Raw genomic sequence first — 20,556 nt, 5'->3', positions numbered from 1 at the left:
GAGGCCCCCGGTGGGCCTCTTTCTGCTTTAGGTTAGAAGGAGCATTATCATCGTCTGGTTATTACCCCTGGGCCTGTGCCTGGCCTTCGGCGCCGCGCTGTTGCTGCCCGCGCCCGGCCTGTGGCTGAATGAGCAGGGGCTGCTGCCCTGGCTGGTGGCGTTGATCTTCCTGGTAAATGGCCTGCAGACCCGTTTGCAACAGTTGCGGCCGGAGCCGGGTTTTGGCCGTACCCTGCTGATGGGCGCGCTGATCAACCTGCTGCTGTCGCCGTTGCTGGGCTGGCTGATCTACGCCTTCAGCGCGCTGGATGACAGCCTGCGGCTGGGGCTGCTGGTGATGTCCATGGTGCCGCCGACCCTGTCGTCCTGCGTGGTGCTGACCCGCATTAGCGGGGGCAAGGCCAGCTGGTCGCTGTTTCTGACCCTGGGACTCAATTTCATAGGTATCGGCACCATTCCCTTCGTACTCAGCCTGCTGGTGGGCAGTTCGCTCCAGCTTTCACCCTGGTCCCTGTTGCAGACCCTGGTCAACATCGTGTTGCTGCCCTTTATCGGCGGCTTGCTGTTGCGGCTGTGGTGTCCGCCCCTGGGCGCCAGGCCCTGGCTTGGCCTGGTGCCGACCCTGAGCGTGATTGTCACCTCCTGGATCACCCTGTCGTCCAGCCAGCAGGCCCTGTATCTGCTGTCGGCCGACGCGCTGCTGACGCTGTCGGCCTGGTCGCTGCTGCTGCACCTGGCTTTGCTGCTGTTGTGTCTGTCGGGTGGCCGGCTGTTGCGATTGGCGCTGGCGGAACGCCGGGCGCTGCTGTTTACCGCTTCCCAGAAGACCATGCCGGTGGCGGTGAGCGTGCTGGTGGGCCTGGGTTCGGCCAGTGGCGCGGCCGTGGTCAGCTGCATCCTGTTCCACTTTTTGCAGATGCTGTTCGACTCCTTGCTGGCTTCCCGGATAAAGGGACGGCAGGCACGGATGGGCGAGTCGGAAGATGCCCTGAGCGGTTAGCTTACGTAGGTCGGCTCTTGGGCCGACATCGGAGGAGAAGCCGGTGACACAAGGTAGATCGAATCGGTTTGAGTTCACAGATTAAGCGCTGCGCATCATTGTCGGGCCAAGGCCCGACCTACCTGATCACCACCAGTGTGGGTCGGGTCTGATGCCGGCGCAGGGTGTCTAGGAAGGTGTCCAGCACGAGGTTGGGGCGGCGGCTGCGGGCGGTGATGGCGCAGAATGAGGTGGTAAAGCCCTGGCTGTCGGGGCAGATGGCCTTAAGCCGGCCTTGCTCCACCCAGGGGCGGGCGTAGTGGTTGGGCAGATAGCCGAGGTAGCAACCGGTCAGCAGCAAGAACATGATGCCCTCCCGGTCGTTGGCCCGGGCACCCTGGGGATGGGATCGATACAGGCCCTGGGCCTCGGCCGGTTGGGCGAAGCTCGGGATCACCAGCTCGAAGCGGGCCAGTACCTGCTCGTCTATCTCCCGGCTCGGCCAGGCCGCCAGCGGATGATGGGTGGCGCAATAGAGGCTGGATGCCTCTTCGTACAAGGGCAGGTATTCCAGCCCCGGCAGCTCGCGGATCCGGGGCACCACCCCGATATTGAGACGGCCGTCGAGCACGCCGATCTCGATGTCGTCCGAGGGCTGCATATGCACATTGAGCCTGACGTCGGGGCCCCTGGCCTTGAGTTCGGCCAGGCCGTGGGTGATCTTCATGCCCGGATGGCTGACCAGGTTGTCGGTAATGCCGATCGCCAACTCGCCCCTGAGATGCTTGTGCAGGCCGTTGATCTCGGAACGAAAATTCTCGATGGCGCCGACCAGGCGGTCACTCGCTTCCAGCACCTGCCGGCCCTCATCGGTGAGCGCAAAACCGGCCCGGCCGCGCCGGCACAGCTTTAACCCCAGGCGGTTTTCCAGATCGGCCATCTGCATGCTGATCGCCGCTCGGCTGATGCCGAGGCTGACTTCCGCCGCCGAAAAGCCGCCACAGGCCGCCACGCTGCGAAACACCTTGAGCAACTTCAGTTCAAAATCGCTGACCTGAGCCAACACCGGCTTTTTCCCTTCCGCCATCGCGCCGTTCCCCAAAGAGTCGAGTGACCTAGCTTACCAGACTGCCTGCCGCTTCAGCTACGCCGCCGGGGAGATGGCGAGGCCAAGGGGAAAACAGGCATGGGACGCTGTCCGCCCCGGGACCACGGCTGCATATCGCGGCTTCGGCAGGGGTCACTAAAAGTTAAGTATCTGCTTAACTTTGGTTAATTAAGTTTAAATTTATCAAAGGTAATTCCGGTCGCAAAATAACGCTATCGGCCGGTATCTGTGCCGTCAGCGGACATGACAAGGAGCAGTGATGAACACCATGATTAACCCCTCTTCGCAGGCCCAGGTCCTCAACCTGGACGCGTACTGGATGCCATTTACCGGCAACCGGGCGTTCAAGGCCGCTCCCCGTTTAATTGCCGAGGCCAGGGGCGCCTATTTTACCAGCACCGACGGCAAGCGGTTGTTCGACAGCCTGTCCGGCCTGTGGTGCACCGGCCTGGGCCATCAGCATCCCAAAATCGTCGAGGCCATCAGCCGTCAGCTGCAGGTGCTGGACTATGCGCCCGGCTTTCAGGTCGGCCATCCGCTGGCCTTTGAGCTGGCCGAAAAAATCGCCGGCCTGGCCCCGGCTGATCTGAACCGGGTGTTTTTTACCAACTCGGGCTCGGAATGCGCCGACACCGTGCTGAAGATGGCTCGGGCCTACTGGCGTGCCCGGGGCAAGCCGGAAAAAACCAAGTTGATCGGCCGGGCCCGGGGCTATCACGGGGTCAACGTGGGTGGCACCAGCCTGGGCGGCATCGGTGGCAACCGCAAGCACTATGGTCAGCTGCTGGATGCGGATCATCTGCCCCATACTTTGCTTCCGGAAAACGCCTTCAGCAAGGGGCAACCTGCCCGGGGGGCGAGCCTGGCCGACCACCTGCTGCAACTTATCGAGCTGCACGATGCCAGCAATATAGCCGCGGTGATCGTCGAGCCCATGGCCGGCTCCGCCGGGGTGATAGTGCCGCCGCTAGGCTACCTGCAACGGTTGCGGGAGCTCTGCGATCGACACGACATTTTGCTTATCTTCGACGAGGTGATCACCGGTTTCGGCCGTATGGGGGGCATGTTCGGCGCCGACGCCTTCGGGGTGGTGCCGGACATCATCAATGTGGCCAAGCAGCTCACCAACGGCGTGATCCCCATGGGCGCGGTGATTGCCAAAGAGCATATCTATCAGGCTTTTATGGAGCAGCCCGGCCCCGATTACCTGCCCGAACTTGCCCATGGTTATACCTATTCCGCCCACCCGGTGGCTTGCGCTGCGGCCATGGCGTCGCTGGATGTATTGGTGACCGAAGACATGCCGGCCCGGGTGCGTTCGCTGATGCCTCATTTTGAAGAGCAGATCCACCGGCTCAAGGGGCTGCCCCATGTGGTGGACATCCGCAACTGCGGCCTGGCCGGGGCCGTGCAGCTGGCTCCCTATCCGAACGAGCCGGCGCGCCGGCCGATGGAGCTGGCGCTGGCGCTCTGGCAGCAGGGCTACTATGTGCGCTTCGGCGGCGACTGCCTGCAGTTTGGCCCGCCTTTTATCTCCACCCCCGACGAGCTGGAGCAACTGTTTAATGCGGTGGCGACTACCATCGAGGCGCAGGCGTAACGATGGGTCTGCAGGTCGGCATTCCTGCGACCTGGCCCGAGACCAGATATTTTTATGACTAATAGCAAAAGGACCACAAGATGAGAAAAATCGGCCACCTGATCAACGGTGAACAGGTTCTGCAAGGCGAACTGCTGGATGTATTCAACCCCTCTACCGGCCAGGTAACCAGCCGGGTTTGTATGGGCGATGAAGCCCTGGTGGCGCAGGCGGTGGCGGCAGCCAAGGCGGCCTTTTCCGCCTGGCGCGATACCCCGCCGGCCAAGCGGGCACGGGTGATGTTCCGCTTCAAGCAGCTGCTGGAAGAGCGGGCCGACGACATCTGTGCGCTTATCAGCGAAGAGCACGGCAAGACCCTGGAAGATGCCCGGGGCGAGCTGCTGCGGGGCATAGAAAACGTGGAATACGCCTGCGGCGTGCCCGAGCTGCTGAAAGGGGACTATACCCGCAACGTGGGGCCCAATATCGATGCCTGGTCCGACTTTCAGCCGCTGGGCGTGGTGGCCGGCATTACCCCCTTCAACTTCCCGGCCATGGTGCCCTTGTGGATGTATCCCATGGCCATCGCCTGCGGCAACTGTTTTATCCTCAAGCCGTCGGAGAAGGATCCCTCTTCCTCGCTGCTGGTGGCGGCATTATTGAAAGAAGCGGGCCTGCCCGATGGGGTAATGGGTGTGGTGCATGGCGGCAAGGCGGCGGTGGACGCCCTGCTGAACCATAAGCAGGTGAAGGGGATCAGCTTCGTCGGTTCGACCCCCATCGCCGAATATATCTACGCCCGGGGCACGGCCAACGGCAAGCGGGTACAGGCGCTGGGTGGCGCCAAGAACCATGCGGTATTTATGCCAGATGCGGACCTGGACAATGCGGTCAATGCCCTGATGGGCGCAGCCTATGGCTCCTGCGGTGAGCGCTGCATGGCCATTTCGGTGGCGGTGTGTGTGGGCGATGCGGTGGCCGATGCGCTGATCGCCAAACTGGAACCCGAGATCCATGCCCTGAAAATCGGTCCGGGCACCCAGCGGGGCCTGGATATGGGCCCGGTGATCAGCCGTGAACAGCTGACCAGGATAGAAGGCTATATTCAGGCCGGGGTAGAGCAGGGCGCCGAGCTGACCGTCGATGGCCGTGGCCTGCAGGTGCCCGGCCATGAGCAGGGTTACTTCCTCGGCGGCTGCCTGTTCGACCGGGTCACGCCCGAGATGAGCATCTACCGGGAAGAGATCTTCGGCCCCGTGCTGTGCGTGGTCCGGGTGGCCAGCCTGGAAGCCGCCATCGAGCTTATCAATGCCCACGAATACGGCAACGGCACCTGTATTTTCACCCGCGACGGCGAAGCCGCCCGGCTGTTCGGTGACGAGATAGAGGTGGGCATGGTCGGCATCAATGTGCCCTTGCCGGTGCCGGTTTCCTACCACAGCTTCGGCGGCTGGAAACGCTCGCTGTTCGGCGATCTGTCCGCCTACGGCCCCGACTCGGTGCGCTTCTATACCCGCCGCAAGACCATCACCCAGAAATGGCCGGAGCGGGCCAGCCACGAGGCCTCCCAGTTCGCCTTTCCCAGCCTGTAATAAAAAGGGCGGCACCCGGTGCCTAATGCTGTTCAGTTAAGGGGAGTCCTCATCTACCAAGCAGACCGTTGGTGTCATGGCCGGAAAATGCTCCTGCCGTTCCGGCATTCCCGCCATCCATGGCGGTCAATGACGCCGCCGAGCCCCCAGGGATGGGATTTCGGCGAGTCGGCGTGTGGAGGAGGGCTCCCCTTTGCATCTTAAGTGAACGGCATTGGGCACCTGTGCCGCCCTTGCTGCGGGGCGGGCCCTCCGACGCGGCCAAGTGGGGCCGGGCGTCTCCCTGCCGTAACCTTCCTCTTTTCATCATGGCGGCAAGCTGTCAGAATACCCGCCTCTTGGGGGAGTAATCTTTCGGCGCCCGCCGAAACAGCTGTCAACAATCTCTAAGCCGAAGGCTTATGGCAGTTGTGTCCTGTTGGATTGATGAGACCTGAGCCAGACTCACTCGCCGGGCGGGAAGTGGGTTTGTCTCCGGTATTTGTTATCCCGCCCTGAAGAGCCGCTATGTTACCCATTGCCGTAAAATTCTTGCCTGCAACCCGCACTGCCGTCGGCGGAGGTTGCCCATGCTGATGTCTATTGCCGCCATTGTGCTCGGCCTGGCCGTGCTGGTGTGGAGTGCCGACCGCTTCGTCGACGGCGCTTCGGCCACCGCCCGTTACGCGGGCATGCCTCCCTTGTTGATCGGTATGGTGATCGTCGGCTTCGGTACCTCGGCGCCAGAAATCGTGGTGTCGGTGACCTCGGCGCTGGAAGGCAATCCGGGTTTGGCCCTGGGTAACGGCTATGGCTCCAACATCGCCAATATCGGGTTGATCCTGGGGGTAACCGCATTGATCAGCCCGATTGCCGTGCACTCCCAGGTACTGCGCAAGGAGCTGCCCATCCTGGTGCTGATCACCCTGTTGTCGCTGGCGCTGGTGTGGAACGGCATGCTGACCCGGTTGGATGCGAGTATTCTGCTCGGGGTGTTTGTGCTGCTGATGGCCTGGAGTATCAGGCAGGGCATGAAGGACGGCAGCGACAGCATGAGCGGCGATACCGAAAACGAGCTGGACTCCCACCCCATGAGCCTGAAGCAGGCACTGTTCTGGCTGGTGTTGGGCCTGCTGTTGCTGATCGCCAGCTCCAGGGCGCTGGTATGGGGCGCGGTGAACGTGGCCCATGCCTTTGGCGTAAGCGACCTGATCATCGGCCTGACCATAGTGGCGGTGGGCACCTCCCTGCCGGAGCTGGCCTCGTCCATCGCCGCCATCCGCAAGAACGAGCACGATCTGGCCATCGGCAACGTGATCGGCTCCAACCTGTTCAACACCCTGACGGTGGTCGGCCTGGCCGGGGTCATCAGCCCGCTGGCGGTGGCGCCCGAAGTGATCAGCCGTGACTTTATGGTGATGGGCGGCCTGACCCTGTCGCTGTTTGTGTTGGGCTACGGCTTCAAGGGCCGTCAGGGCCGTATCAACCGCTTCGAAGGCGCCTTTTTGCTGCTGGCCTATGTGGCCTACAGCGGCTGGCTGGCCAGGGAGGTGCTGGCGGCGGCATAACGGCTCCCAGCTGTGGGTCAGTTTCAAGCTGACAGCGTCTCGTCAGAATAAATGCTGACCCACAGCCATGTACCCGAACCTGCTTATCCAAATAATACCCGTTCTTATTACTACTACGTTATTTAAGTAAAATCAGTAACTTAAGTTTAGTTTTCATTTGAAAAACGGCCTTGTGGCGCCTATCATAGCGGGCTGAAACGAGAGGGGGATCTATGCAAGGCGATAAACAAGTCATTGGCTACCTGAATCAGGTACTGGGGATTGAACTCACATCGATAAACCAGTATTTCCTGCACGCACGCATGTTCAAGAACTGGGGCCTGCAGGCGCTGAACGAGCGCGAATACAAAAAGTCCATCAAGGACATGAAGCAGGCCGACAAGCTGATCGAGCGCATTTTGTTCCTCGAAGGGCTGCCGAACCTGCAACACCTGAACCGGCTGCGCATCGGTGAAACCACCGAAGAAATGTTGCGCTGTGACTACCAGCAGGTGGAAGAACAGCTGACCGTGCTGAAAGAAGCCATTGCCTACTGCGAGTCGGTAAAGGATTTTGTTTCCCGCGAGCTGCTCACCGAAATCGAAGAATATGAAGAAGGCCACCTCGACTGGATTGATACCCAGCTGGGTTTGATCGGCAAGGTGGGTATTCAGAATTATCAGCAGTCACAAATGTAAGAGGATATTCGGATGAAAGGTAACCAGAAAATCATCGAGGCCCTGAACGAGCTGCTGGCCGGTGAGCTGAGTGCGATGGATCAATATTTTATTCACTCCCGCATGTACGATGACTGGGGTTTTAAGAAGTTGTTCGATCGCATTGATCACGAGTTTGAAGACGAGAAGCTGCATGCCTCCAAGCTGATCGAGCGCATCCTGTTCCTGGAAGGCACCCCCGACATGGCGACCCGGGTGCCACTGAATATCGGCAAGGACGTACCGGCCATGCTGCAGAGTGACCTGGATCTGGAATACAAGGTCATTGAAGATCTGCGCAATGTCATGGCCCTGTGCGAGCAGGAGCGGGACTACCAGACCCGGGATATGCTGCAGGTATTGCTGGAAGATACCGAGCATGATCACACCCACTGGCTGGAACAGCAGCTGGGCTTGATCGACAGGGTCGGCCTGCAGAACTACCTGCAATCCCAGATGGGCTGAGTCCGGATACCCTTATTATTCAACCGCCGCCAAGGCGGTTTTTTTATGTAATGCCCGCAGGCGTAAACGCAGCGGGTGTTTGCCAACAATACGGTTGGCTTAGCGGCTAAAGCGCCGGTTACAACTGTACCAATTAACCGGGCTGGCGCGCAGTATCGCCCCCTTCGACGGCGAGTTCCGCCAGCGCTTTTTTTTTATGATCCCGGCGTGGGTATCGCGGCCCTGACGTGGCTGGCCGGGGGCATTTTCGGCATGGGCTTAAGCCATAACCTGCGTCAGGGCTACGACTCGCTGGCCCGCCACTACCGGCCTGCTGCATGTGATTACCCCGACCGGGCTAGCCGCGGCCGAGCGGCTGTATCGCAACAAACGTGCGGCCCCGGACGGAGTACAATGCAAAGCGTTTCGCGGGCGTTACAGCCGGGAGATAAACATTCACCTGCTCGGGGTATGGGACACGGTAGGGGCCCTGGGTATCCCCGGCTCGATGATTTCCGAACGCGGGCTCTATTCCTGGCACGACACCCAGCTGTCGAAAATTGTTGAGCGGGCCTATCAGGCCATGGCGCTGGACGAACACAGGACCGCCTATGATGCAGTGCCCTGGACCAGCCCGGACGGCGAACAAAAGCCCGGTCAAATCGAGGTAGAGCAGCGCTGGTTTATTGGTGCCCACGCCAATGTGGGTGGCGGCTATGGCAATGATCCGCTGGCCGATCTGTCCCTGGCCTGGATGCAGGACAAGGCAACCGCCGCCGGGCTGGCCTCACCCCGGTCATACCGTCCCCACAGGCCTGGATGACGGCGCCTACCGACTCGTTCGGAGAATTCATGGCCGGCATCTATGCGCGCTATCGGCGCTGGTTCCATGCCGGTGACGGCCGCCACTACCGGCGCCTGGAGCGGGACGGGGAGGGCAATCCGGCCGTGGGCATGACCATAGATCCTTCGGTATGGGCCCGCTGGCAGAGTGTGCCCGCTTATCGCCCCCGCCCCTGACCGATGCCGGCCTGAGCCCGCCGGGCTGATTCCCGGCACGAGCTTATTATCGGTACTCGCCGCGCTGCCTTATCTCGCCATACCTGAGAGCACGACGGTTTCTGCCACTCAGCCAGGCCAGCATAAAGTGAGCCGCCCGCAACAAGCCCATGAGTGGCGGGCCAACAAGCCAGAGCAGCCAGCTGCCAAGATAAAGCGCCGGGATCAACAGCAACAGCCACCCGACAAACTGCACGGCCAGCACGGGATAGTCCAGCACCTCCGCGACACCCGCGAGCAGGTCATTGACAAGACTGGGGTGGGTAACCACCAGGTAGCCGGCACCGATAACCAGGGGCCACTTCGCATATCGGGCACTGTTCAGCACCATACGCCCGCCCTGGCTGACCCGGGCCGCCAGGGCCGCCGAGCGGGTGCCCTGGCTGGCACCCCTGGTGACCGCCGCGGCACGGCCCATATGCAATACCTTGACGGCACTTGATAACACCAGCACATCGACCGATGCCCAGCCGACATCCCCCGCGGTGAGTTCTTCACCGCTGCGGTATTTGGTTTCCAGGGTGCGGATGCCGCTGGTAAAGAACTGGTTCACGCCTTCCAGCATGCGCTCGGTCACGATCCACTCGGTTTCTCCCTGGGGGGTCACAACAAACTGGCCGAGAAAATCATGGCCTTCACGCTTGATGAAGTTGACGGCATACCAGCCCCGTTCTTCCGGAGACAATCGCTGAAACCGGTCCGTAGCCAGGGCCGCGGCGCCAGCCTCTTCCGGGGTAGCGGTAAAATACTGCTTGATGGCCTGGTAGCGCTGGTCCGCCTGGTTTATCAGCTCAATAGTGTGGATGGGTCGGGCCAGAAAGTGCTGGATCGGGGGAAGCACCGTTTCCCCGTAGCGCAGCAGTATCTCCTGAAATTCAGGCTCCTTGCCATAGAGCGAAAACACACGGCTGGCCATGCCCGGATAACGGATAAACGCCGCCTGCGCCTTTACCAGCAGCAGCGGGTCATCGGTAAGATCCAGCAGTACCGCCTGCACCCCGACCGGCACTTCTTCTATGCCCGGAAACCCCTGCAACACATCGCCGGCCTGAATTCGTATCAGTTTCTGCTCAATGGGCACCGGGCGGACGGCCGCACTGAACATCGCCGCCAGTAACAGGGCCAGGCCACAAATCATAAATAGCTTCTTCACAGACTCACCAGTCAGTATCACTCAATAGTCAGGGGTATATCCGGTTTGTTCCGGGTCGGCAACTGTTAACTGTATCTGACTTGAGAGCATGGGGCTGTGGAGAGGGGCTTTCCGTGTGGGCCAAGTGGCAGAAGGTACTTGGTTACTGCCCCGGACTCTGCTGGTGTCGGTCTGAGTCCGGGGTCTGAGGCTGGATACCCGACAGCCCGGCATGGTGCAGGCAGTTCTCAGCAGCGATTAAGTGAATGCTGGAGCATCGAGCCGAGCTGACAATTGTATCCATCCCCTAAAATCGGTGCATGTATCATTAGCGTTCTTCGGCCTACAATGAGGCAAACGGAGAACAACATGAAAAAATTACGCTATAGCGAGTCGCAGATTGTCAAGATCCTGAAAGAGGTCGAAGGCGGTTGTCTGGTCAAGGAAGTCTGTCGGGAATACGGCATCTCCGATGCGACCTACTACAACTGGAAGTCCAAATACGGTGGCATGGAAGCCTCCGATGTGAAACGTCTCAAGGAGCTGGAGGAGGAGAACCGCCGCCTGAAGCAGATGTACGCCGAGCTCAGTCTCGACCACAAGTTGCTGAAGGACGTCATCGAAAAAAGCTGTAAAGCCGGCGGTTCGACGAGAGTTGGTTGATTACCTCAAGCAAGTTCATGGCGTCACTACACGCCGGGCCTGCAGGGTCGCTGGCATCGGTGACTCGCTACCGCCCAGATACGTCTAGAGACACGCCGGTGATAGCTGCCCATCAGAACGCAGCTGAACGTTATCCCGCCTATGGCTTCAACAAACTGTTCAAAGTGCTGAGACGGTGGGGACATGGCTGGAATCACAAGCGGGGCGCCGACTGTACTGTGCACTGAGTCTGAACATGTATGTGTTCAGGAACCTCACCGAAGTTCGGGTGCTGACCGAATCCTGGATGACGGAATACAACGATGAACGCCCCCACGACTCCCTGGAGGATCTGACGCCATGGGAATACTTGGCGAAACACCAACGGGCGGAAAACTCTAATTTTCGGTGTAACTAAAACAGGGATGTTTACAGGTTGAATAAAAAATCCGTAACCGGCAAGCCGGTTACGGATCGGGTTTATGTGCGGTGAGCGGTTCAACTTGCCGGTGTAACCGGTTTTATTGCGGCTGTGGGCGTTTCCTCTTTTTCTCCGCTCAGGTAGAGCTCATCTTCAAGCGCTGGAAACACACCGCGTTTGAGTTGCCATTTACTGACCAGCATGACCAGGAAGGGGGATACCATGGCCGTCACTACCACAGCGGCGGCAACTTGCACTGTGGCGGCATCTTGCACGGCCAGAAAACTGGGGTCAACGGCCGCTACGGCGGCCGGTGTGGCAATGGCGTTGCCGGCGGTGGTGCTTTCACAGGCGCCTGAGATGACATTACGGGTCGGTTTGGGGTGGCGGCGCAGCAAATGCCAGATATAAATAGCCAGAATGGCCAGGCCACCAGAAACCACAACGGTCAGCACACCAAGCAGCACCCCCGCCGAGCCGGATGACATCAGCACAGAAAAGTTGATGCCAGACCCTAAGGCAAAGGCGGCAAAGGGAATAATCAAACGTTCACCCGGCCCAAGGAAGTCACGGACGGTGGGGCTCATATTTCCCAATATAAAGCCGAACACGATGGGCCCGACTACGGCCACCAGCGCCATCAGCGGGAAGTCCGCCAGCCCGGCAACACCCAGGGCAATCAGGGTAAGAAAAGGGCCGTCATTCAGCGAAAGTACTGAAATGGCGCCTTTATCTGTTTTATTGCCGAATTCACTGGTGAGTGCCACATAAAGCGCTCCATTGGAATTGCCCATGGCGGCAATCACGGCCAGAGGGATCAACCCCCAAAAGGTACCATCCGGCGTTAGAAACGCAACGGAAAGGCCAACCAGTACAGCGGCCGCATATTTACCGATAAGTAGGGCCAGGCCTTTTTCCAGTGCGGGCAGTGCGGCTTTGACCTTAATTTGAGAACCCATACACACAAAAAATAGGCCAATCAGTACCGGGGCGCCATTTTTAAACAGGGCGGTAGTGAAAGAGCCGATATCGAGGACCTGAGGAAACAGCGTATTAACCAGGGCGCCCAGCAGCAATGGCACAACCATGAGCGCACCAGGGATTTTTGCTAATAATTTGAACATACATCAACCTTCCTTAGTTTAAGTATTATGCAGCAGGGGTATTAAAATCAGCGGTTTTGATGGTCATCGTTAAACCGGGCATCCAGACATCTGACCAAGCCGACCAGGGAAGCCAGGTAGCTGTATTGACGCAGGCCCATGGTCAGGCTCAGGGCCTGGCTGGTCATGCCGGATTCCAGCCGAGTATGCGGAGAGGCTTTGGCAAAGTGGTTAACCGTATTGGCGAAATGGGTTTCGGCATAGGGTTTTCCTGACATCTCAAAGGCTTCTCTAATTCCTTCGGCATAGGTCTGCATGCCGGCCGGATTGATGATCCAGGCATCGACTGTCCGTTTTTTGGTATGGATCCAGTCCAGAATATCGCCGTCGAGGTTGGCTACCAGCGATTCAATGGTAATGCCCAGCGCGGCTCCCCAGTTTTTGTTCAACTGGTCAAGTTCATCCCGATTAATAGTGCCGTATTTACTGGCATCCCGCCGGCCGAGGGTGGACATATTGGGCCCGTCGATAATACCAATGACCCAGTTGTTGGATGAGAGCCGGAGGTCGGACAGTGTGGCGTTTATGTTCATTCTGTTACTCCCTCTGCTTATTGATGAGCGACAAAATCATCCAGATAGTTCGCCATGGCAACTAGTGCCGCAGTGTAGGAGTGTTCACCAAAACCACTGACCAGGCCGGTGGCCGAGGCAGTAAGGCGGGATTCAAGGCGAATATGTGGGGAAACCTTGGCAAAGTGCTTTACTGTGTTAAAGAAATGCACTTCTACAAAGGGTTTGCGGGTTTCTTCAAGCGCGTGGCGCAGGCCCTCGCTGTAGGTGGTCAGGCCACCGGGATTCACTATCAACGCATCAAAGTTCTGGGCGTTGCTATGCAGCCACTCCAGGATTTTTCCTTCGTAATTAGAGGTGAAGTTAACGACTTCAACTCCCAGCCCCTGGCCTATCTGCTGGGTCATGTCACACAGGGCTTGCCAGGAGCTGAGGTGATGATCACGCCCGCCTTGAGCCTGACTGATATTACCGATATTGGGCCCATCGATAATGCCGATCCGCCATTTTTTTTGCGAGTCTGAAAGCCTAAGTGAGCAGGATGAATTCATAACAACCTCCATGTTGAGTTTGGTGAGTACGGAGCTTTTCAGACCTCTGGCCACCACACGGCCATGGCGGTCACAGATAACTTGTGAGGGCACATGGTTGTGATGTTAACTATGGTGATTACAATGTGGAGTGTTACCTCATAATTGTAAGCTTTTGTTTTTTAGTGATATGAATCCGTGAATTTGATGTTACGGGGGGAAGGGTGAGGATGACCAATACTAAGTAGGTCTCAGTTGATACCCTTAAGGTATGGGGTTAGGGCATTTTCGGTACTTCAGCGGGCTGCCGGAATAGGCGCTTAGCCTGTTTAACCAAATGCGATTTGTCATCGGGAAGCTTCATTGCCGTGGCTAGGGCACAGGCATTGACTAAGCTGTAGGCTGGTTTACTGCAGGGTATCACGATGAAATTAAACCACTTCAATATCGTCAGAGATATTGCGGTGGGGTCGCCCCTCCTGCAGAGGCTACTGCTCTTACAGTATGCTGTGGGAGGCCCGATCCCGGGGCGATATGGCCGCCAGGCCAGAAAACAAAAAGCCGTAGGCAAAACCATTCGTTCTGCTTACGGCTTATTACTGACAGCTTAGGGCTTACAGCTTTGTTGTTGCGGCCTTCATCTCTTTCACGAAGACGGTCAGGGCGTCGAGCATGGCCTGGGGTTGCTCCAGATGCTGCTCGATGATCTTGACCACGGCGGAGCCGGAGATGGCACCGGCGGCACCGGCGTTGATGGCATCGCGCACCTGATCGGGGGTGGAGATACCAAAGCCGAGCAGCGAGGGCGGGGCATTATATTTGGCCAAGGTAGCCAGCAGGGTGTCTACCGGTTTGCCGGCCTTGGTTTCGGCGCCGGTGACCCCGGCGCGGCTCAGCAGGTAAGTGTAGCCCGAGCCGGTTTCGGCCACCGCCTTCAGGGTGGCTTCGTCTCCGTTGGGCGGGGCGATAAAGATGGTTTCTATGCCGGCCCGGTCGGCGGCATCCTTGAACGGCTCGGCCATTTCCAGCGGCACATCGGCCACCAGTACCGAATCCACCCCGGCGGCGGCGGCACGGCCATAGAAGCTGTCCAGCCCCGGCGCATACACCAGGTTGGCATACACCAGCAGGCCGATGGGCAGCTCAGGGTATTTCTCCCGCACCTTTTTCAGCATGTCAAAGCAGAGCTGAGAATTGGTACCGGCATTGCGGGCACGCAGGGTGGCGGCCTGGATGGTGGGGCCGTCGGCCACCGGATCGGAGAACGGAATGCCCAGCTCCAGGGCATCGGCGCCACCGGCCACCAGGGCATCAATCACCTTGAGAGAATGCTCGGGGGTGGGATCGCCGAGGGTCACGAAAGGTACGAAGGCGCCTTCGTTGTTGGCCTTCAATTGGTCAAACAGGCGCTGGTAGCGGCTCATTTCATTTCTCCTTTCTGCTCCAGAATATCGGCGACGGTGAAGATGTCCTTGTCACCACGACCGGACAGGTTGACCACCAGCACCTGTTCTTTTTCCGGCTCGGCCTCGGCCATCTTCAGGGCATAGGCCAGGGCATGGGAGGATTCCAGCGCCGGAATAATACCTTCATTGCGGGCCAGGGCCTGGAAGGCGTTCAGTGCCTCATCATCGGTGACCGACACATACTGGGCGCGGCCGGTGGTGGCAAGAAACGCGTGCTGGGGCCCGACCGAGGGGAAGTCCAGCCCGGCAGACACCGAATAGGACTCTTCCACCTGGCCGTCGGCGTCGTGCATCATCAAGGAGAGCATGCCGAAGAACACGCCCTTGGTGCCTTCCCCCAGGGTGGCGCCGTGCTCGCCGGTTTCAATGCCCTTGCCGGCGGGCTCCACGCCAATCAGTTTGACCTGCTCTTCATCGATAAAGTCGGCGAACAGGCCGATGGCGTTGGAGCCGCCGCCCACACAGGCGATCACCGCGTCGGGCAGGCGCGCTTCGTGCTCCATGATCTGTACCCTGGCTTCTTCGCCGATCATGCGCTGGAACTCGCGCACTATGGTGGGGAAGGGGTGTGGGCCGGCGGCGGTGCCCAGCATGTAGTGGGTGGTTTCGTAGTTGGCGGTCCAGTCGCGCAGGGCTTCGTTGCAGGCGTCCTTGAGGGTGGCGGCACCGGAGTGCACCGGCACCACCTTGGCGCCCATCAGCTCCATGCGGAATACGTTGGGCTTCTGCCGTTCGCAGTCCTTGGCGCCCATGTAAACGATGCATTCCATGCCCATCAGGGCACAGGCCAGGGCGGTGGCCACGCCGTGCTGACCGGCGCCGGTTTCGGCAATGATGCGCTTCTTGCCCATACGCTTGGCGAGCAGCGCCTGGCCCAGCACCTGGTTGGTCTTGTGGGCGCCGCCGTGCAGCAGATCTTCCCGCTTCAGGTAGATGCGGGTTTTGGTGTTGGCGGCCAGGTTGCGCACCCGGGTCAGCGGGGTGGGGCGGCCGGCGTATTCGGCGAGCAGCTCGCGAAACTCGCGCTCGAATTCGGGATCCTGCTCGGCATCCACAAAGGCCTGCTCCAGCTGCAGCAGGGCCGGCATCAGGATCTGGGGCACATACATGCCGCCAAATTCGCCGAAAAAGGGGTTAAGTAAGCTCATTATTTGGTTATCCTGCGTCCGTAATGTCTGAGAGAAGCGAAGGCGGCGTTCAGTTTGGCCGGATCTTTCTGCCCGGGGGCGCTTTCTACGCCGGAATTCAAATCCAGGCCAATGCAGCCCAGGCTGGCGGCCTGAGCCGCGTTGGCCGGGGTCAGGCCGCCGGCCAGCATGGCGTTGGTCTTGTCGATGTCATTCAGCAGTGACCAGTCAAAGGCCTGGCCGGTGCCGCCGCTCTGGCTGCCAACCTGGGTGTCAAACAATAGCCGGTCGGCCTGTTGTGGCAGGGCGGGCAGGCTGTCGGCCACCGGCACAGCTTTCCATACCGCGACCCCGGGCAGCTGCTGTTTCAGCTCGCCGATATAGGCGTCGTCTTCATTGCCGTGCAGCTGCACCGCAGAGAGGCCCAGCTCGCGGGCGGTCGTGGCTACTTCGCCAACGCCGTGGTTCTGGAATACCCCCACGTAATTGAGCGGGGCGCCGGCCATCACGGCGCGGGCCTGCTCCATATTCACGCAGCGCGGGCTCTTGGCCACGAAGATCAGGCCACCAAACACGGTGCCGGCCTGACAGGCGGCGGTGGCGTCTTCCGGCCGGGTCAGGCCGCAGACCTTGTTGTCACCCAGGATCAACCGGCGGGCAGCCAGGTCCAGGTTATCTTCGGCCATCAGCGAGCTGCCCACCAGGAAACCGTCCGCGTGGGCGGACAGTTCCTTGACCTGGCTGTGCCGGTAGATACCGGATTCGGATATTACCAGGCGATCGTCGGGGATCAGCGCCGAAAGCACCTTGGTGCGTTCGAGATCTATGCTCAGATCGCGCAGGTCGCGGTTGTTGATGCCGACGACTTTGGCGTCAAGCGCAATGGCGCGCTGTACTTCTTCCGGGCTGATCACCTCGGTAAGCACCCCCATGTTCAGGGACTTGGCCACGGCGGCAAGCTCGCGGTACTGGTTGTCGTCGACCACCGACAGCATCAGCAGGATGGCGTCGGCCTGGTAGTGGCGGGCCAGCTTGATCTGGTAGGGATCGATGATGAAGTCCTTGCAGATCACCGGCTGGCTGACTCGGCTGCGTACCCGGGAAACGAACTCGAACTGGCCCTGAAAGTATTTCTCGTCGGTGAGTACCGAAATGGCCGAGGCGTAACGACCGTAGGTATCGGCGATGGCCTCAGGGTTGAAGTCCTCGCGGATCAGTCCCTTGGAGGGGGACGCCTTCTTGCATTCGAGGATAAAGGCCGGCTTGCCGGCGGCCAGGGCGGCCTCGAAATGGCGATCGCTGGGCACCAGCGAGGCTTCAAAACTGGCCAGCGGCTGGCTCTGCTTGCGGGCTTCCACCCAGGTTTTCTTGTCGGCGACGATTTTGCCGAGCACCGTAGTTAACATTGACTCATCTCCGCCAGTCGTTTGGCTACATCCATTGCTTTGCCCGAGCTTAACACAGACAGTACCCGATCAACGCCCTGTTTGAGGTCGTCGGCCTGGCCGTCCATCAGCAGCAGCGGCGCCACGTTCAGGGCGATCACCGAACGCTGAGCTTCGGTGCCCCGGCCGGCCAGCAGCTCCAGGGTGATTTCCTTGTTCTCTTCCGGGGTGCCGCCCTGGATGGCGCCGATGTCATGGCGCGAGAGTCCCAGCTGTTCCGGGGTGATCTGGTATTCCCTGATCTGGCCGTCGACTATCTCCGCTACCTGGGTGGGGCCATGGATGGCGATTTCATCCAGGCCGCTGCCGTGTACCACCATGCCCCGCTTCAGGCCCATGGCGCTGAGGGTTTCGGCGATGGGGGTCACCAGCGCGGGCGCATAGACCCCGAGCAGCATGAAGTCGGGCCGGGCCGGGTTGATCAGCGGGCCCAGCACATTGAAGATGGTGCGGGTCTTCAGTGCCTGGCGCACCGGCATGGCGTGGCGAAAACCGCCATGGTAGTGGGGCGCGAACAGGAAGCAGATATTCAGCTCGTCCAGGCAGCGACGGGCGGTTTCCGGGCTCATATCCAGGCGGATACCCAGCCGGTCGAGCAGATCGGAAGAGCCGGACTTGCTTGATACCCCGCGGTTGCCGTGTTTGGCGACCTTGACGCCGCAGGCGGCGGCCACCAGCGCCGAGGTGGTGGACACATTGATGGTGTTCATGCCGTCGCCACCGGTACCGACGATATCGCAGAAGGCGTAATCGGGCCGGGGGAAGGAGCTGGCCGCCTCCAGCAGGGCACTGGCCGCGCCGGCGATCTCGTCTATGCTCTCGCCCTTGATCTTGAGCGAGGTCAGCAGGGAGGCGAGCACGATGGGATCCATTTCGCCGCGGATCATCTGGCCGAACAGGGCCTGCGCTTCCTCACGGCTGATATCCTGGCCCCGGTACAGCTTTTCGAGGGCGGTAGTCATGGTTGGATCTCCTTGTCGGTAATAAAGGCCAGGCTCTGGGCCAGCAGGCGGGCCCCGTCTGTGGTCATGATGGATTCGGGATGGAACTGGTAGCCGAGTACCCGGTTGGCGCGATCGAGCACCGCCATGGTCATGCCCTGATAGTCGGCAATCACCTCCAGGGTGTCGGGGATCTCGTTGCCTACCAGGGAGTGATAGCGGGCCACCGGCAGCGGATGGGGCAGGCCGGCGAACATGTCGCGGCCCGAGTGGTGAATCAGCGAACTCTTGCCGTGTTTGATCTCGCCGGCGGTCTCTACCTTGCCGCCGTAATGTTCCACTATCGCCTGGTGGCCGAGACAGATGCCGATAATGGGGAAGCGTCCCTTGCACAGGCCGATAAGCTCGGGCATGACCCCGGCGTCGCAGGGCTTGCCCGGGCCGGGAGAGAGCACCAGCACCGGGTTGGGAGCCTGTTCCATGGCCGCGATCAGCTGGGCGGCGGGCACCGTATTGCGATAGATATGCACGGTGGCGCCGAGGGCGCGAAACTGATCCACCAGGTTGTAGGTGAAGGAGTCGTAGTTATCGAGCAGAAACAGGGTATTAGTCATGGCTTACCTCCGCCAGGGTCTTGCCGTGGGCCAGGGCGATGGCATTGAGCACCGCCGCCGCCTTGTTGCGGGTTTCATCGGCTTCCGCCTGGGGCAGGGAATCATAGACAACCCCGGCTCCGGCCTGCACATGGGCCACGCCGTGTTTGACGAAGGCCGAGCGGATCACGATACAGGTATCCATGTCGCCCAGGCCGTTGAGGTAGCCGACGGCACCGCCGTAGCTGCCGCGCCGGCTTTGCTCGACCATGCGGATCAGCTCGCTGGCGCGGATCTTGGGGGCGCCGGTGAGGGTGCCCATGTTCATGCAGGCCTGATAGGCGTGCAGGGCGTCCAGGTCATGGCGCAGGGTGCCCACCACCCGCGACACCAGGTGCATCACATGGCTGTAGCGGTCGACGCTGAGCAGATCCTTCACGTAGCGGCTGCCGGGCTCGCTGATGCGGGCGATGTCGTTGCGCGCCAGATCCACCAGCATCAGGTGCTCGGCGGTTTCTTTCTCGTCCTGGCGCAGATCCAGCTCGATACGGCCGTCCAGATCCAGGTTGATGCTGCCGTCCGGGTTGAAGCCGCGCTTGCGGGTGCCGGCGATGGGGTACATTTCCACCTGACGGTTGCCGTGGTCAAACTTGACCGAACTCTCCGGACTGGCACCGAACAGGATGAAGTCCTGATCGTTGACGTAGAACATATAGGGGCTGGGATTGGTCTGCTTGAGCTTGCGGTAGGCGGCCAGCGGGCTCGGGCAGGGCAGGCTGAAGCTGCGCGACGGCACCACCTGGAAGATGTCGCCGACCATGATATGGCCCTTGAGCCGCTCCACATCGGCGCGGAACTCGGTATCGCTCTTGCTGGCATGGATCTGGCCCTTGAGCTCGGCACAGGCCTGGGGCTGGGCATGTTCTTCTCCGCAGGAGACGGCCAGCTCGTTCAGGCGGGCGCTCAGGCGGGCCTGTTCGGCCGGGTCGAACACGCAGGCCGACAGCTGGCAGTGGCTGCGCTTGTGATCCAGGGTGATCAGGGTTTCCGCCAGATAGAAGCAAAAGTCAGGGCAGTCGTTGATGCCTTCTTCGACCTGCTGCAGGTTTTCGAAGCCGGCGATCAGGTCGTAGGCGAAGGTGCCGGCCAGGAAGATATGCTGCTGGCCCTGGGGGGCATGAAAGCGGGTCAGGATCAGGCGCAGGGTATCGAGCACGGAGGCGGCCTTGAGTCGGCTGTCCTCGTCCAGGTTGGCATCGGCCTGGGGGAAGTCGATACCCAGTTCATTGCCGTTACGCAGGCCGCCGAGGGCCTGTTCGAGCAGCACCAGGGCGGGCAGGCCGTTGGCGTTGAGGGCGGTGAGCGTCACCTGCCGATGGCGGCAGACCAGGCGTAAACAGGCATCCAGCATCAGCAGGCTCTGGGTACCGGCCTTGGTATCGATTTCGGCGGATTCGAGCAGGATGCTGTTGTCGCCGGGTTGGGAAAGTGCACTGAAGAGGGCCAGGGGATCCCCAGTGTAGGGGGCCTCTTGCGATAAAACCTGGAGCTGACCTTGCGCCATTATGGATTCCTTTTGCT

19 protein-coding genes and 1 pseudogene are annotated in these 20,556 nt (G+C 60.3%); 9 read left to right on the top strand and 11 right to left on the bottom strand.

What is annotated here, in order from left to right:
- Positions 1 to 43: 43 nt before the first annotated feature.
- Positions 44 to 1,000 (top strand): bile acid:sodium symporter, encoded by a 957-nt coding sequence (locus tag ABD806_RS06485; protein WP_344956467.1) that lies wholly within the window; start codon positions 44 to 46, stop codon positions 998 to 1,000.
- Between the two features lie 118 nt (positions 1,001 to 1,118).
- Here ABD806_RS06485 and ABD806_RS06480 read toward each other — a convergent pair whose 3' ends face one another.
- Complete coding sequence (locus tag ABD806_RS06480) at positions 1,119 to 2,066, bottom strand: LysR family transcriptional regulator (RefSeq protein WP_344955949.1); 948 nt, start codon at positions 2,064 to 2,066, stop codon at positions 1,119 to 1,121.
- A 280-nt stretch (positions 2,067 to 2,346) separates the two neighbouring features.
- On the opposite strand from ABD806_RS06480, the gene aptA reads away from it, so the two are divergent.
- From aptA to ABD806_RS06445, 7 genes are all read left to right on the top strand, one after another.
- Positions 2,347 to 3,687 carry an omega-aminotransferase AptA gene (aptA, locus tag ABD806_RS06475; protein WP_344955946.1) on the top strand — a complete coding sequence of 447 codons (1,341 nt, stop codon included), beginning with the start codon at positions 2,347 to 2,349 and terminating at the stop codon, positions 3,685 to 3,687.
- Between the two features lie 80 nt (positions 3,688 to 3,767).
- Positions 3,768 to 5,258: a CoA-acylating methylmalonate-semialdehyde dehydrogenase gene (locus ABD806_RS06470; RefSeq protein ID WP_344955944.1), complete on the top strand. Its 1,491-nt coding sequence runs from the start codon at positions 3,768 to 3,770 to the stop codon at positions 5,256 to 5,258.
- A 569-nt stretch (positions 5,259 to 5,827) separates the two neighbouring features.
- Complete coding sequence (locus tag ABD806_RS06465; protein ID WP_344955942.1) at positions 5,828 to 6,805, top strand: calcium/sodium antiporter; 978 nt, start codon at positions 5,828 to 5,830, stop codon at positions 6,803 to 6,805.
- A gap of 212 nt (positions 6,806 to 7,017) precedes the next feature.
- The gene (bfr, locus tag ABD806_RS06460) at positions 7,018 to 7,482 is read left to right on the top strand and encodes a bacterioferritin (protein WP_344955940.1); all 465 of its coding nucleotides are present in this window, start codon (positions 7,018 to 7,020) and stop codon (positions 7,480 to 7,482) included.
- A 12-nt stretch (positions 7,483 to 7,494) separates the two neighbouring features.
- On the top strand, positions 7,495 to 7,965 hold the full coding sequence (gene bfr / locus ABD806_RS06455) for a bacterioferritin (RefSeq protein ID WP_344955937.1): 471 nt from the start codon (positions 7,495 to 7,497) through the stop codon (positions 7,963 to 7,965).
- A gap of 319 nt (positions 7,966 to 8,284) precedes the next feature.
- Positions 8,285 to 8,767 carry a phospholipase effector Tle1 domain-containing protein gene (locus ABD806_RS06450; protein ID WP_344955935.1) on the top strand — a complete coding sequence of 161 codons (483 nt, stop codon included), beginning with the start codon at positions 8,285 to 8,287 and terminating at the stop codon, positions 8,765 to 8,767.
- Between the two features lie 29 nt (positions 8,768 to 8,796).
- Positions 8,797 to 8,964 (top strand): hypothetical protein, encoded by a 168-nt coding sequence (locus ABD806_RS06445; protein WP_344955933.1) that lies wholly within the window; start codon positions 8,797 to 8,799, stop codon positions 8,962 to 8,964.
- Positions 8,965 to 9,010: 46 nt separating this feature from the next.
- Here ABD806_RS06445 and ABD806_RS06440 read toward each other — a convergent pair whose 3' ends face one another.
- Entirely contained in the window at positions 9,011 to 10,156 is a 1,146-nt protein-coding gene (locus ABD806_RS06440) for a hypothetical protein (protein WP_344955931.1), read from the bottom strand.
- Positions 10,157 to 10,504: 348 nt separating this feature from the next.
- Between ABD806_RS06440 and ABD806_RS06435 the strand changes: the two are divergent.
- A pseudogene (locus ABD806_RS06435) lies at positions 10,505 to 11,195 on the top strand (transposase).
- Positions 11,196 to 11,275: 80 nt separating this feature from the next.
- Here the strand turns inward: ABD806_RS06435 and ABD806_RS06430 are convergent.
- From ABD806_RS06430 to ABD806_RS06390, 9 genes are all read right to left on the bottom strand, one after another.
- Positions 11,276 to 12,322 carry a 2-keto-3-deoxygluconate permease gene (locus tag ABD806_RS06430; RefSeq protein WP_344955928.1) on the bottom strand — a complete coding sequence of 349 codons (1,047 nt, stop codon included), beginning with the start codon at positions 12,320 to 12,322 and terminating at the stop codon, positions 11,276 to 11,278.
- A 47-nt stretch (positions 12,323 to 12,369) separates the two neighbouring features.
- Positions 12,370 to 12,894: a type II 3-dehydroquinate dehydratase gene (locus ABD806_RS06425; RefSeq protein ID WP_344955926.1), complete on the bottom strand. Its 525-nt coding sequence runs from the start codon at positions 12,892 to 12,894 to the stop codon at positions 12,370 to 12,372.
- 17 nt (positions 12,895 to 12,911) lie between these two features.
- Positions 12,912 to 13,478, bottom strand: coding sequence for a type II 3-dehydroquinate dehydratase (locus tag ABD806_RS06420; RefSeq protein WP_344955922.1), 567 nt, complete (start codon positions 13,476 to 13,478; stop codon positions 12,912 to 12,914).
- 539 nt (positions 13,479 to 14,017) lie between these two features.
- Entirely contained in the window at positions 14,018 to 14,827 is an 810-nt protein-coding gene (gene trpA / locus ABD806_RS06415; RefSeq protein WP_344955920.1) for a tryptophan synthase subunit alpha, read from the bottom strand.
- Positions 14,824 to 16,017 carry a tryptophan synthase subunit beta gene (gene trpB, locus ABD806_RS06410; RefSeq protein ID WP_344955917.1) on the bottom strand — a complete coding sequence of 398 codons (1,194 nt, stop codon included), beginning with the start codon at positions 16,015 to 16,017 and terminating at the stop codon, positions 14,824 to 14,826. Before trpB ends, trpA begins: the two co-directional genes overlap by 4 nt.
- Positions 16,017 to 17,402, bottom strand: a complete 1,386-nt coding sequence (gene trpCF / locus ABD806_RS06405) for a bifunctional indole-3-glycerol-phosphate synthase TrpC/phosphoribosylanthranilate isomerase TrpF (RefSeq protein ID WP_344955915.1) — start codon at positions 17,400 to 17,402, stop codon at positions 16,017 to 16,019. The genes trpB and trpCF overlap by 1 nt, the downstream gene beginning before the upstream one ends.
- The gene (gene trpD / locus ABD806_RS06400; RefSeq protein WP_344955912.1) at positions 17,396 to 18,403 is read right to left on the bottom strand and encodes an anthranilate phosphoribosyltransferase; all 1,008 of its coding nucleotides are present in this window, start codon (positions 18,401 to 18,403) and stop codon (positions 17,396 to 17,398) included. Before trpD ends, trpCF begins: the two co-directional genes overlap by 7 nt.
- Positions 18,400 to 18,996, bottom strand: coding sequence for an aminodeoxychorismate/anthranilate synthase component II (locus ABD806_RS06395; RefSeq protein ID WP_344955909.1), 597 nt, complete (start codon positions 18,994 to 18,996; stop codon positions 18,400 to 18,402). Before ABD806_RS06395 ends, trpD begins: the two co-directional genes overlap by 4 nt.
- Positions 18,989 to 20,539, bottom strand: a complete 1,551-nt coding sequence (locus ABD806_RS06390) for an anthranilate synthase component 1 (protein ID WP_344955907.1) — start codon at positions 20,537 to 20,539, stop codon at positions 18,989 to 18,991. Before ABD806_RS06390 ends, ABD806_RS06395 begins: the two co-directional genes overlap by 8 nt.
- Between the last annotated feature and the right edge of the window lie 17 nt (positions 20,540 to 20,556).

Origin of the sequence: Zobellella aerophila, assembly GCF_039539325.1 — a bacterium.
In the GTDB taxonomy this organism is placed as follows: domain Bacteria; phylum Pseudomonadota; class Gammaproteobacteria; order Enterobacterales; family Aeromonadaceae; genus Oceanimonas; species Oceanimonas aerophila.
The sequence above is the reverse complement of the archived record's forward strand: the minus strand, read 5'-3'. Positions and strand labels throughout refer to the sequence as shown.